Annotated in this window: 11 protein-coding genes; 8 read left to right on the forward strand and 3 right to left on the reverse strand. The window is 68.8% G+C overall.

Annotated features, from left to right (window positions below; genetic code table 11):
• Positions 1-18 precede the first annotated feature (18 nt).
• On the forward strand, positions 19-1,149 hold the full coding sequence (locus AC1DCJ_RS02935; protein WP_478070038.1) for a metallophosphoesterase: 1,131 nt from the start codon (positions 19-21) through the stop codon (positions 1,147-1,149).
• A gap of 16 nt (positions 1,150-1,165) precedes the next feature.
• Here AC1DCJ_RS02935 and AC1DCJ_RS02940 read toward each other — a convergent pair whose 3' ends face one another.
• Positions 1,166-2,299, reverse strand: a complete 1,134-nt coding sequence (locus AC1DCJ_RS02940; protein ID WP_478070039.1) for a fatty acid desaturase family protein — start codon at positions 2,297-2,299, stop codon at positions 1,166-1,168.
• Positions 2,300-2,301: 2 nt separating this feature from the next.
• Positions 2,302-3,378, reverse strand: coding sequence for a ferredoxin reductase (locus AC1DCJ_RS02945; RefSeq protein WP_313244609.1), 1,077 nt, complete (start codon positions 3,376-3,378; stop codon positions 2,302-2,304).
• Positions 3,379-3,470: 92 nt separating this feature from the next.
• Between AC1DCJ_RS02945 and fabR the strand changes: the two genes are divergently transcribed.
• From fabR to AC1DCJ_RS02970, 5 genes are all read left to right on the forward strand, one after another.
• Positions 3,471-4,136 (forward strand): HTH-type transcriptional repressor FabR, encoded by a 666-nt coding sequence (gene fabR / locus AC1DCJ_RS02950; RefSeq protein ID WP_038692404.1) that lies wholly within the window; start codon positions 3,471-3,473, stop codon positions 4,134-4,136.
• Positions 4,137-4,514: 378 nt separating this feature from the next.
• Positions 4,515-5,843: a TolC family protein gene (locus AC1DCJ_RS02955; RefSeq protein WP_478070040.1), complete on the forward strand. Its 1,329-nt coding sequence runs from the start codon at positions 4,515-4,517 to the stop codon at positions 5,841-5,843.
• A complete protein-coding gene (locus AC1DCJ_RS02960; RefSeq protein ID WP_137188940.1) occupies positions 5,836-6,852 on the forward strand; it encodes an HlyD family secretion protein in 1,017 nt (338 codons plus the stop codon). Before AC1DCJ_RS02955 ends, AC1DCJ_RS02960 begins: the two co-directional genes overlap by 8 nt.
• The gene (locus AC1DCJ_RS02965; protein ID WP_478070041.1) at positions 6,849-8,030 is read left to right on the forward strand and encodes an ABC transporter permease; all 1,182 of its coding nucleotides are present in this window, start codon (positions 6,849-6,851) and stop codon (positions 8,028-8,030) included. Before AC1DCJ_RS02960 ends, AC1DCJ_RS02965 begins: the two co-directional genes overlap by 4 nt.
• A complete protein-coding gene (locus AC1DCJ_RS02970) occupies positions 8,027-9,148 on the forward strand; it encodes an ABC transporter permease (RefSeq protein WP_478070042.1) in 1,122 nt (373 codons plus the stop codon). The genes AC1DCJ_RS02965 and AC1DCJ_RS02970 overlap by 4 nt, the downstream gene beginning before the upstream one ends.
• Before the next feature lie 134 nt (positions 9,149-9,282).
• Here the strand turns inward: AC1DCJ_RS02970 and AC1DCJ_RS02975 are convergent, their stop codons facing one another.
• Positions 9,283-9,645 carry a glycine zipper 2TM domain-containing protein gene (locus AC1DCJ_RS02975; RefSeq protein ID WP_128096016.1) on the reverse strand — a complete coding sequence of 121 codons (363 nt, stop codon included), beginning with the start codon at positions 9,643-9,645 and terminating at the stop codon, positions 9,283-9,285.
• A 257-nt stretch (positions 9,646-9,902) separates the two neighbouring features.
• Here AC1DCJ_RS02975 and AC1DCJ_RS02980 point away from each other — a divergent pair, with 257 nt between their 5' ends.
• A complete protein-coding gene (locus AC1DCJ_RS02980) occupies positions 9,903-10,298 on the forward strand; it encodes a barstar family protein (RefSeq protein WP_478070043.1) in 396 nt (131 codons plus the stop codon).
• Positions 10,299-10,467: 169 nt separating this feature from the next.
• Positions 10,468-13,023, forward strand: a complete 2,556-nt coding sequence (gene mutS, locus AC1DCJ_RS02985) for a DNA mismatch repair protein MutS (RefSeq protein WP_478070131.1) — start codon at positions 10,468-10,470, stop codon at positions 13,021-13,023.
• Positions 13,024-13,321 lie beyond the last annotated feature (298 nt).

Genomic DNA, 13,321 nt, shown 5'->3' on the forward strand with positions numbered 1-13,321 from the left:
TCTGCCTGGACGTCGCCGATGCCTGCCTGCCGTTCCCTGCGCGCGATGCACGCGCTGTTTCCCTGCCTGCTGTTGCTGGCCACCTTCACCACCAGCGCGCGCGAGGTGGCCGCACCGGCCGAGCACGTCGATGCAGACGGCCCGTACGTGTTCGTCACCGCCAAGGGCCACGAGGCCGAGTGGATCTGCAACGACCACATCGTGCGCCGTACGCTGAACGCCCGCGGTGACACCACCCCGGTGCTGCCCGAGTGTGGCTACCCGCATCCGGTGACCGTGTTGCCGCCGCGCACCGCCGAGGTGGCGCAGTATCCGGCCACGCCCCGCATCGTCGCGGTGTCGGACATCCATGGCCAGTACGACCTGCTGGTAGGGCTGCTGCGCGCCCACCACGTGATCGACGCGCACGACCAGTGGTCGCTGGGCGGTGCCACCCTGGTGGTGGCCGGGGACGTGTTCGACCGCGGCCCGCAGGTGACCGAGGCGTTCTGGCTGCTGTACAGCCTGCAGCAACAGGCACGCGCGGCCGGCGGCGCGGTGCACTTCGTGCTGGGCAACCATGAAACGATGGTGCTCTACGACGACCTGCGCTACGTGAACCCGAAGTACCTCCGGAGCGCGCAGCTGCTGGGCCGCAGCTACCCAGCCCTGTACGGGCCGGAGTCGGTGATCGGGCAATGGCTGCGCACCCGCCCGGTCATGCTGAAGATCGGCGACACGTTGTTCCTGCACGGTGGCATCGCACCGGAGAACCTGGACCTGGTGCGCGGCATGGACGCCACCAACGCCACCTACCAGGCCGCCGTGGGTCTACCGCGCGATCAGGTCAAGGCAGCGCCGGACACGGCGCGCCTGTTCGACGGCAAGACCAGCCCGATCTGGTACCGCGGCTACTTCGACGGGCAACTGGACACCGCCCAGGTCGATGCGCTGCTCACCCAGCTGGACCTCAAGCGCATCGTGGTCGGGCACACTTCGATGCCGCACGTGAGCAGTTTCCACGGCGACCGCATCATCGCCATCGACAGCAGCATCAAGAATGGCGAGAACGGCGAACTGCTGTTCATCGAGGACGGGGTGCTCAGCCGCGGCCTGCTCGACGGCAGCCGGGTGCCGCTGGCCGAGGGGACGATGGGGCTGGAGGACTGAGCCCCGGCGTCCCGGCTCAGCCCTGCTGCGGCAGTGGCTGAGCGGTGACGGCAGCGGCCTTGGCGCGCACCGGCCGGCTCGGGAAGGCATGCCGCACGATGCGCCACATCACCTGGCCGAACTGCTTCGGCAACGAGCCGGTGTTGTAGTGCTGGCCGTAGCGGGCGCAGATCGCCTTCACGTCCACCGCGATGGCCGCATAGCGGTTGGCCGGGATGTCCGGGAAGAAGTGGTGTTCGATCTGGTGGCTGAGGTTACCCGACATGACATTCATCAGCTTGCCACCGGTCAGGTTGGACGAGCCGCGCAGCTGGCGCAGGTACCAGTGGCCACGGCTTTCGTCGCGCACGCATTCCTTGGGGAAGGTCTCGGCGTCGGCGGTGAAGTGGCCGCAGAAGATGATCACGTAGGTCCACACGTTGCGGATCAGGTTGGCCACCACGTTGCCCAGCAGCACCGGCAGGAAGAACGGGCCGGCCAGCGCGGGGAACAGCAGGTAGTCCTTGAACATCTGCTTGCCCATCTTGCGGCCCACCGGGCGCGCCTGCGCCAGCAGCTGGCGGAAGGTGATCTTGCCGGCGAACCAGCGGCCCAGGCGCAGGTCCTGGATGGCGATGCCCCATTCGAACAGCAGTGCGAACACCACCGCCACCACCGGCTGGGTCAGGTAGAACGGGCGCCAACGCTGTTCGGGGAAGATGYGCAGCAGGCCATAGCCGATGTCATCGTCCAGCCCGCGCACGTTGGTGTAGGTGTGGTGACGGAAATTGTGGGTCTTGCGCCAGTTGTCGGCGGTGCCCACGATGTCCCATTCGTAGGTGCTGCCCTGCAGCTGCGGGTCGCCCATCCAGTCGTACTGGCCGTGGATGACGTTGTGCGCCAGCTCCATGTTTTCCAGGATCTTGGACAGCGCCAGCAGCACCACGCCGGCGATCCACGCCGGGATCAGCACGCTGTGCACGAAGGCACCGAGGAACAGCAGCGCGCGGCCGGCCACGCCGGTCCAGCGCACGCCGGCCACCACGCGGCGGATGTAACGCGCGTCGGCGGCCCCCAGCGTGGCCAGCTGGCGCGCACGCAGCGCATCGAGTTCATTGCCGAACGCATCCAGTTCGGTAGGCGACAGCACGCGGTTGTGCACGGAAGACATGCTCAGAGCTCCAGGATCAGGTCGGTGCTGGCGCTGTTGACGCACAGCTTCACTTGCGTGGCCGGTTCATCGGCGTAGTCGCCGGTCAGGGTGTGCCGGGTGACACCGGACGCCTTGCCGCACACGCAGGTATTGCAGATGCCCATGCGGCAGCCGCTGGCCGGGCGCAGGCCTTCGGCTTCCAGCGCCTGCAGCAGCGAGGTGCCGCGCGGGAGGGTCAGGGTGCGGCCACTGCGGCGCAGTTCGACCTGCACCGTGCCGGTTTCCGCGTCGGGCAGCAGCGGCGGGGTGAACGCTTCGAACTGCAGCGCGGCCACGGTGCCCTGCAAACGTGCGCGGGCGGCATCAACGAAGCCACCCGGGCCGCACACCAGCACCTGGGCCGCACGGAGGTCGCCCAGTGCATCGAAGGCGTAGGCATCCACGCGCGGCGACGCGGCGTGCGGGTCGCGGGTCAGTGCCAGGTGCACGCGCAGGTTCGGGTGACGCGCGGCCAGTGCCGCCAGTTCGTCGGCAAAGCACAGTTCCTCGCGGCGGCGAGCCCAGTACACCAGGTCCACCGTGCCGGGCATGCCGGCGGCATCCAGCTGGCGCAGCAGCGCACGCATCGGGGTGATCCCGCTGCCGGCGGCCAACAGCAGCAGGCGCTGGGCCTGGCGCGGGTCCACGGTCATCTCGCCGAAGGCCTGGCCCAGTTCGAACGCCTCGCCGATCACCGCGTGATGGGCCAGGTGCTGGCTGACCTTGCCACCCTCGATCGCCTTGACGGTGATCGCCAGGGTGCCATCGGCCAGCCGCGTGGGGCTGTAGCTGCGCGACAGGCGACGGCCATCCACGTCCACCCCAAGGGTGACGTGCTGGCCCGGCTGCATCCCACGGAAATGCCGGTTCGGGCGCAGCACCAGGGTGACCGCATCGGCGCTGGCCTGCTCGCGCGCCACCAGCCGCGCCCGCGCCCGGCGAAGGGTCCACAACGGGTGCAGGCGCCCGGCCCAGAAGTCGAACAGCTCCTCGGACACCCAATGACGGGGCGAGATCGGGTTGCGGCGGCGGATCGGGGGGCGGGGATGAGCGCTCATGGGATCACTATACGCACGCACATACAGGCGTGTATACACTTGTATATTGACCGGACGGGCTATGATTCAGGGACTTGACCGCCCTGCCCCCGATGACCTCCCCAGACCTGCCCCTGTCCGCTGCCGACGATGCCCATCCGGCGCGCAAAGCCTCGATCTCGCGCGACGACCTGCTGGCCGCCGCGCTGGCCCTGATCGGCCCGCACCGCAGTGTTTCTACGCTGAGCCTGCGCGAAGTGGCCCGCGAGGCCGGCATCGCCCCGAATTCGTTCTACCGCCAGTTCCGCGACATGGACGAACTGACCGTGGCGCTGATCGATCTGTCCGGGCGTTCACTGCGCACGATCATCGGCGAGGCGCGCCAGCGCGCGGCGTCGTCCGAGCGCAGCGTGATCCGGCTGTCGGTGGAGACCTTCTTCGAGCAGCTGCGCGCCGACCACAAGCTGCTGCACGTGCTGCTGCGCGAAGGCAGCGCCGGCTCGGACGCGTTCAAGCAGGCGGTGGACCGCGAACTGAACTACTTCGAAGACGAACTGCGGGTCGACCTGATCCGGCTGGCCGCCGCCGATGGCGGCGCGGTGCTGCACGAACCGGCGCTGGCGTCCAAGGCGATCACCCGGCTGGTGTTCGCCATGGGGGCCACCGCGGTGGACCAGCCGCAGGAAAAGGACGCCGAACTGATCGAGCAGCTGTCGCAGATGCTGCGCATGATCATCACCGGCGCGCGCACCATCGCCGGGAATCCGCCGACGCGTTGAGTGGCGAGGGGCGTACCGACCAACGGTCGGTACCTACCCGGTGTGGGTCGAGCCACGGCCCGCCCCCACCCCATCGTGAATGTCCCGGTAGGCGACCGTGAATGCCCGGTAGGCGACCACCGTTGGTGGTCGCACCATTTCGGCACCGTCCGCCCCACCCAATCGAAAACGTCCATCCGCATACAAACGGCATCGCCGGCGTCGGACGTGCCGACGCCGCCAAGGCGCGGTGTGAAGACCCGGGCTTCACGCCGCGCGCACCATACTTTACCGAATGCTTTACATACGGAATGCCCATTCGTGAGCCGGCACACGGCGCTTGCGCGCGCAAAGAAAGGACTTCACTGCACGGCCCTGCTCCTGTGCAGCGGCGCGGCCATGGCCCAGTCGCCCATCGGCGAGGCGGCCGTTCCGGCGCTGGACTGGCAGCAGTCGCAGCAGCGCCTGGAACAGGTGTCCGACGCGCTGGCCGCCGCCGATGCCTCGGTGCGCAACAAGCAGGACCTGCAGGACGCCACCCGTCTGCTGCGCCTGCCGGAGATCACCGGTGAAGTGCGCCGCCTGCAGTTCCAGAAGACGCTGACCCTGCCCTTGGGCTCGCTGGCGCCGGTGGCCGAGGCGTTCGGCATCGAGTCGCCGTTGCAGTTCACCGAACGCGACTGGCGCACCCGTCCGGTCGTCACCGCGGTGCTGCCGCTGTACACCGGCGGCCTGATCCCGGCCGCGCAGCAGGCCGCCGCCGGCGCCACCGCGCAGGCCAGCGCCGAACGCGAATCGCAGCGCCAGTCGTTGAGCGTGCAGCTGGCCCAGGCCTACTTCGGGCAGCGCCTGGCCGAGCAGGCCGTGGACGTGCGCCGTGACGTGCGCGACGGGCTGCAGCGCCACCTCGACGATGCACTGAAGCTGGAGCGCGAAGGCTTCGCCACCCGTGCCCAGCGCCTGCAGGCCAACGTGGCCCGCGACAAGGCCGAGCGCGACTACCAGAAGTCGCTCAACGACCTGCAGACCCTGAAGGCCGCGCTGGCCACCCTGCTGCGCAGCGGGGGCGAAGTGCGCCCGCTGTCGCCGTTGTTCGTGCATCGCACGCCGATCGGCGCGCTGCCCACCTTCGAACGCGAAGCGCAGACCCGGCAGCCGCAGATCGCGCGGCTGCGCGCCCTGGTGGCCCAGGCCGAGCAAGGCGTACGCGTACAGCAGGCCAAGCTCAAGCCCACCGTGTACCTGTTTGGCCAGTACGACTTCCTGCGCCGCGACGAAATGCTGACCGACCCGGACTGGGCGTTCGGCATCGGCGTGAAGTACACCTTCCTGTCCCCCAGTTCACGCCCGGCGCAGATCAGTGCGGCGCGCGCGCAGCAGGAGCAGGCCGAGGCCGGCCTGCGCGAAGCGGAAAACCAGGTCACCCTGGGCGTGCGCAAGGCCTGGTACGAACTGGATACCGCACGCCAGCAGTTTCTGCTGCTGGACAGCAGCATCGAACAGAACCGCGAGAACCTGCGCCTGCAGGAGTTGGCCTTCCGCGAAGGCCAGGCCACCTCGCTGGACGTGATCGATGCGCGGCTGGGGCTGGGCGGTGCACAGGTGGAACGCGCACAGGCGGCGTACCAGTACGACGTGGCGCTGGCACAACTGCTGGAGATCAGTGGACAGATGGACCGTTATGACGAATTCCGCCGCCAGGCCGACGAGGTGATCGTGCATGAATGACACATTGCAGGCGCCTGCCGATGCGCCGCCGCCGAACAAGCGCAAACTCGGTATTGCCCTCGCGCTGGTGCTGGCGATCGTGGTGGTGGTCGGCCTGTGGCTGGCCTGGCGCAGCCCGGCCGAACAGCTGCAGGGCATGGCCGACGCCGACACCGTCAACGTGGCCGCCAAGATCACCGCACGCCTGGCCGAACTGAAGGTGCGCGAAGGCGACCGGGTCAAGGCCGGCCAGGTGCTGTTCGTGCTGGACAGCCCGGAAGTGGCCGCCAAGGAAGAACAGGCGCAAGGCGCGCTGGACGCTGCCAGCGCCGTGGCCGACAAGGCCGATGCCGGCGCGCGCAGCGAAGACATCCGCGCGGCGCAGGCCAACTGGAAACGCGCTGAAGCCGGTGCAACGCTGGCCGATGCCACCTACCAGCGCGTGCAGAACCTGTTCAACGAAGGCGTGATGACCCGGCAGAAGCGCGACGAAGCGCTGGCCCAGGCACGCAGTTCGCGCGAGCTGTCCAATGCCGCCCGTGCGCAGTACGACCAGGCGCTGGCCGGTGCGCGCGAGCAGGACAAGCGCGCCGCACAGGGCCAGGTCCGCCAGGCACGCGGGGCGGTGGCCGAAGTGGATGCCGCGCGCGAGGAGGTCAACGGCCGCGCGCCGCTGGCCGGCGAGATCAACAAGCGCATGGCCGATGTGGGCGAACTGGTCCCGGCGGGCTACCCGGTGTTCACCCTGGTCGACATCGACCGCATGTGGGTATCGGTGAACCTGCGCGAATCGCAGATGCGCGGCCTGAAGATCGGCAACCGGCTGCGCGGTCAGGTCCCCGCGCTGGATCGCGATGTCGAGTTCGAGGTGTACTTCATCAACCCGGCCGGCGATTACGCCACCTGGCGCGCTACCCGGCAGTCGTCCGGCTACGACGTGCGCAGTTTCGAGATCCGGCTGCGCCCGGTGGCGCGCGTGGAGGGCTTCCGCCCTGGCATGAGCGTGCTGTTCGCGTGGCCGCAGGGATGAACCGGTCGCGGCGGGCGGGCTTCGGCGCCGCCTTCCAACGCGAGCTCCAGCACCTGCGTAGCGACCGCGCCGACCTGCTGCTGGTGACACTGTTGCCGCTGCTGATGCTGGCGGTGATGGCCTGGTTGTTTGCCGCATCGGTGATGCGCGACATCCCCATTGCCATTGTCGACCTCGACCACAGTGCCGAGAGCCGTCTGCTGGCGCGCATGCTGGATGCCAGCCCGGGCATCGCCGTGGCCAGCCAACCGGCCAGCCTGGCCGATGCGCAGGCCGAGCTGCGGCGGCTGGAGGTCTTTGCCGTGGTGCTGGTCCCCCGCGATGCCACCCGCCAGGCGCTGCGTGGCAGCCAGGGCACCGTGTTCGCCTACTACAACGCCACCTACCTCACCACCGGGCAGTCGGCGGTGCGCGATATCGTGGAAGCGGTCGGTGCGTGGAACGCGCGCCTGCTGAGCGGCGGCATTGGCAAACAGGTCGGCCCGGCCAAACTGCGCGCGCCGCCCATCGCGGTGCAGTCGGACATCCTGCACAACCCGGCGCGCAGCTACGAACTGTTCCTGCTGCCGCTGTTGTTCCCGGCGGTGTTGTCGCTGGGCCTGGCGCTGGCGGTGGCCGCCAGCCTGGGCCGCGAGGTGCGCGACGGCCAGTTGCGCCCTTGGCTGGGCAGCACGCCCTGGGCGGCCATCGTCGGCAAGATCTGCCCCTATGTCGCACTGTTCTCGGTGTATGGCGCGCTCGGCGTGCTGTACCTGGCGCTGCTGCGCGGCGACGGCATCGCCGGCAGCCTGCTGTTGCTGATGCTGGGCCAGCCGCTGTTCTACCTCGCATGCGCGGCGGTGGCACTGCTGTTTGTGGGACTCACCCGTGACATGGGCACCGCGCTGTCGGCCATCGGCTTGAGCATCGGCACCGCGCTGGCATTCTCCGGGGCCACCTTCCCCGTGGTGGATGCGCCGCTGTTCACCCGCGTCTGGAACCTGCTGCTGCCGCTCACCGCCTACGTCAAGCTGCAGACCCAGCAGCAATTTGTCGGCGCGCCGTGGACGGTCTCGCTGTGGCCGTTGGCTACGCTGCTGCTGATGGTGCTGGTGGCCGGCGGCATCGGCGGCTGGCGCCTGATCGTCGCAGCGCGCGCCCTGCCCACGCCGGTGGCCTCCAACGGAGCGGCCGCATGAGCCGCTTCACCACCAGCCTGCGCCAGACCCTGCGTGCGGTGCTGACCGACCGCTATGCGGTGGTGTTGATGATTGGCGCGGTGGTGCTGTACTCGTTCTTCTACCCGGCCGCGTACCGCCACCAGGTGGCCAGCAACCTGCCCATCGTGGTGGTCGACCACGACCAGAGCGCCACCAGCCGCGAACTGCTGCGGCGCGTGGACGCGTTGCGCACCGTGCGCATCGTTGCCCAACCCGCCACCCTCGACCAGGCCCGCCACGCGCTCGAGCGCGGCGAGGCCGAAGGCATCCTGCTGATTCCCGCCCAGCTGGAGCGCGACATCCTGCGCGGCGGTGCCGGTCATCTGGTGTTGATGGGGAACGGTGCCTACCTCGGCCGCGCCAGCTGGGTATTGGGCGGCGTGGCTGATGCACTGACCGCGTTCGCGCGCGAAACAGCGGTTTCGCAGGCCGCCTTCATGGGCGCCCCGCAGCCACCGCCGATCACCCTGGTGCAGCGCCCGCTGTTCAACACGCTGGAAGGCTACGGCAGCGCCATCGTGCCCGGTGTGGCCGAACTGATCGTGCACCAGACGCTGTTGATGGGCATTGGGGTGCTGCTGGGGACGCGGCGTCTGGCACTCGGTCGACGCCTGCGCTTCGACCTGCCCACCCTGGCCGGCATGGCGCTTGGCTTCGGCATCATCGGCCTGCTGGGCCTGCTCTACTACGCTGGCTTCACCGCGTGGGTGCAGGACTACCCGCGCGGCGGAAATCCGCTCGGGCAACTACTGGGCGGGACGTTGTTCATTGCCGCCACGGTGGCGTTCGGCCTGTTCGTCGGCAGCTTCTTCGCCACCCGCGAACGCGCCTTCCAGGTGGTCATCGCCTGCTCGATCCCGCTGTTCTTCCTGGCCAATCTGTCCTGGCCGGCGGTTACCTCGCCGCCAGCGCTGGTCGCCCTGGCCCACCTGCTGCCCACCACCACCGGCATCAATCTGATGGTGCGCCTGAACCAGATGGATGCCCGCCTGGGCGAGGTCAGCCACGAGTTGTGGACGCTGGCCGCGTTGCTGGTGCTCTACAGTGCGCTTGCCGTGTGGCGGCTGGGCGCGCGCGGGCGCACGCCCCTGGCGTAAACCCTACGGCGACCGAGGTGTAGCCAGTTGAGATGCGGTGCTCGCGTTGGCGCACGTGCGTTGCAACCGAACCAGATACGAAAATGCCGGCCCCATGGGGCCGGCATCGTGTCATCGCTACAGGGGGCGCAGAATCAGCGGTACTGGCGCTCGCAGCGGCGTTCGACCACGCGGTCACCGTTCTTCTGCTGGCTGCGCCCCTGGATGTTGCGGCCTGCAGCGCCACCCGCGACAGCGCCGGCCACGGTCGCCAGCTTCTTTCCGTTGCCACCGCCCACCTGGTTGCCCAGCAGGCCACCCACCACCGCACCGGTGGCGGTACCGGCGATACGATTGGGGTCCTTCGCGTTGCGCTGCACTTCCACGTTCTTACAGACCACCTTGCTGCCGTCGTTGAAGCGGCGGCCTTCGTCCTTCGGACCATAGGTCTGCGCGGCCGCGCCGAACGAGGCAGCAATCAGGGCGCCCATGCACATCACACGTTGAATCGTCTTCATGTTCGTCTCCTCATTCGCAGGACATGGGGTCAGCCTGCGCCCGTTGGCTGCAACCGGCAGTGAAAACATGTCGAGGCCACGTCAATGTCGTGATCGTGTTCAGGCGGCGGACACTTGCGGGCGATGCGGCGCTGCGTCGACGCAGGCGTGTCCAACGCGCCGGTATGATCCGGCGTGACCCTCTCACCCACGCCGTGGTGGACCTCCATGCGCCGCACTGGACAACCAACTTTTTCTGCCAGCCCGTGGGTAGCGCGATGAGATCCCTCTCGCTGCTTATCGACGGCAGCGCGATACACGACATCGCCAGCTTCTATGCCGAGATCAACCGCGTGTTCATGGCCAACGAGGACTGGCAGCTCGGGCCCAGCCTGGATGCGCTGGACGACCTGCTGTACGGCGGCTACGGCGCACTGGCCGGGCAGGCAGCCGGCAGTGTGCACTGGAAGGAGATCGCGCACAGCCGCGCGGCCCTTGGTGGTGCGGCAACCCGGGCCTGGCTGCAGGGCAAACGGTCGCAGCCAGGCACTTTCAACACCGACGCCATCGATGCCCAGCTGGATGCGCTGGAACGCGGCACCGGCCAGACCTACTTCGACATCATCATGGCGATCTTCGCCGCGCATCCCAACGTGCGGCTGACCACGGACTGATCCGTAGCGCCCGCTGTCCCGGGCCGAGTGTGTTCTGCACCCGGCAGCCCGCCCGCGCTTCGCCCTCCCCGCCCCCTCCCCTACAATGGTCGTTCTGGTGGCCTTCCGGCCCGCCCCCGACGTTGATGGACCCCGCGTGACCGAAAAGCAGCCCGAACACACCCCTCTCATGAAGCAGTTCTTCGCCGCAAAGTCCGAGTACCCGGACCTGCTGCTGTTCTTCCGCATGGGCGATTTCTACGAGCTGTTCTACGACGACGCGCGCAAGGCCGCGCGCCTGCTGGACATCACCCTTACCCAGCGCGGCAGCTCCGGCGGCGCGCCGATCCCGATGGCCGGCGTGCCGGTGCATGCCTATGAAGGCTACCTGGCCCGGCTGGTGGCCTTGGGCGAATCGGTGGCGATCTGCGAGCAGATCGGCGACCCGGCCCTGGCCAAGGGCCTGGTGGAACGCAAGGTGGTGCGCATCGTGACCCCCGGCACGGTCACCGACGAAGCGCTGCTGGACGAGCGCCGCGACACCCTGCTGATGGCGCTGTCGCGCGGCAAGCACGGCTATGGCCTGGCCTGGGCCGACCTGGCTGGTGGCCGCTTCCTGGTCAACGAGGTGGATTCGGAAGACGCGCTGGAAGCCGAGCTGGCCCGGCTGGAGCCGGCCGAGCTGCTGGTGCCCGATGAAGAAAACTGGCCGGAATTCCTGAAGCACCGCAACGGCATCCGCCGCCGCGCGCCGTGGCTGTTCGATGCCGACAGCGGCCGCCGCCAGCTGCTGGCGTTCTTCAAGCTGCACGACCTGACCGGCTTCGGCATCGACGACAAGCCGCGCGCCACCGCCGCGGCCGGCGCGCTGCTGGGCTATGTCGAAGAGACCCAGAAGCAGCGCCTGCCCCACCTGACCGCGATCGCCACCGAAACGGCCAGCGAGGCCATTGCGATGAACGCGGCGACGCGCCGTCACCTGGAGCTGGACACGCGGGTAGACGGCGATACCCGCAACACCCTGCTCGGCGTGCTCGACACCACGGTGACGCCAATGGGCGGGCGCCTGCTGCGGCGTTGGCTGCACCGCCCGCTGCGGCTGCGCGACGTGCTGGTGCACCGCCACGATGCGGTGGCGACGCTGATCGACCGCGGTGCCGAGGGCGACATCCGCGATGCTTTCCGTGCGCTGGGCGATCTGGAGCGCATCCTCACCCGTGTGGCGCTGCGTTCGGCGCGCCCGCGCGATTTCTCCACGCTGCGCGATGGCCTGGGCCTGCTGCCCGACGTCCGTGCGGTGCTGGCGCCGCTGGATTCGCCGCGCCTGGTGGCGCTGCATGCAGCGCTGGGTGAGCACGACGAATGCGCGCATCTGCTGGCCAGTGCGATCGCGCCGACGCCACCGATGAAGCTGAGCGATGGCGGCGTGATCGCCGAAGGCTTCGATGCCGAGCTGGACGAACTGCGCCGCCTGTCCACCCATGCCGACCAGTTCCTGATCGACCTGGAGCAGCGCGAGCGCATCAGCAGCGGCATCGCCACGCTGAAGGTCGGCTACAACCGCGTGCACGGCTATTACATTGAAATCAGCAAGGGCCAGAGCGACAAGGCGCCGGTGCATTACACCCGCCGCCAGACCCTGACCAATGCCGAGCGCTACATCACCGAAGAGCTGAAGTCGTTCGAGGACAAGGTGCTGTCCGCGCGCGAGCGGTCGCTGTCGCGCGAGAAGGTGTTGTACGAGCAGTTGCTGGACACGCTGGGCGGGCAGTTGGAGCCGCTCAAGCAGTGCGCCGGTGCCTTGAGCGAGCTGGATGTGCTGGCCGGTTTCGCCGAGCGCGCCCAGGCGCTGGACTGGGCCCGCCCGGAACTGGAGACCGCGCCGTGCCTGCGCATCGAACGTGGCCGCCACCCGGTGGTGGAAGCGGTGCGCGAGCAGCCGTTCGAACCCAACGACCTGGACCTGCACCCGGACCGCCGCATGCTGGTGATCACCGGCCCGAACATGGGCGGTAAATCCACCTACATGCGCCAGAACGCGCTGATCGTGCTGCTGGCCCACATCGGCAGCTTCGTGCCGGCCAGCCGCGCGGTGATCGGGCCGATCGACCGTATCCTGACCCGCATCGGCGCCGGCGACGACCTCGCGCGCGGGCAGTCGACGTTCATGGTGGAAATGGCCGAAACCAGCTACATCCTGCACCACGCCAGCGCCCACTCGCTGGTGCTGATGGACGAGATCGGGCGCGGCACGTCGACCTACGATGGCCTGGCCCTGGCCGATGCGGTGGCGCGCCACCTGGCGTACCAGAACCGCTGCTACACGCTGTTTGCCACTCATTACTTCGAGTTGACCGCACTGGCCGACGAGCAGCACGAAGGCGGCACCAGCGGTATCGCCAACGTGCACCTGGATGCGGTGGAGCATGGCGACGCGCTGGTGTTCATGCACGCGGTGAAGGACGGCCCGGCCAACCGCAGCTTCGGGCTGCAGGTGGCCGCGCTGGCCGGACTGCCGAAATCCACGGTGGCCCAGGCCCGCCGGCGCCTGGCCGAACTGGAGCAGCGTGGCGGGGAAAGCCACGTCGCCACGGTCACCCCGCAAGCCCTGGATGCACCGCAGCAGTTCGGCCTGTTCAACGCGCCCAGCACCGCCGCGCAGGACGCGCTGGCCGCGATCGACCCCGACGAGCTCACCCCCAAGCAGGCGCTGGAAGCGCTGTACCGGTTGAAGGCGCTGGTCTGACCGGCGCCCGGCACGACCAACGGTCGTGCCCTACCGGGTGATGTTCGGCATCCCCCATCCGGTGGCACCCGACGGTTGGTCGAGTGACCCCTTCCCCCGGTAGCACCCGACCGTTGGTCGGGTGACCGTCGCCGGCTCCACGCACACCCACCGCAGCACGACCAACGGTCGTGCCCTACCGGGTGATGTTCGGCATCCCCCACCCGGTGGCACCCGACGGGTGGTCGGGTGGCGCCACACCGGTAGCACCCGACCGTTGGTCGGGTGGCCTCTTCCCCCGGTAGCACCCGACCGTTGG

This window comes from Stenotrophomonas sp. 10N36 (genome assembly GCF_056395005.1).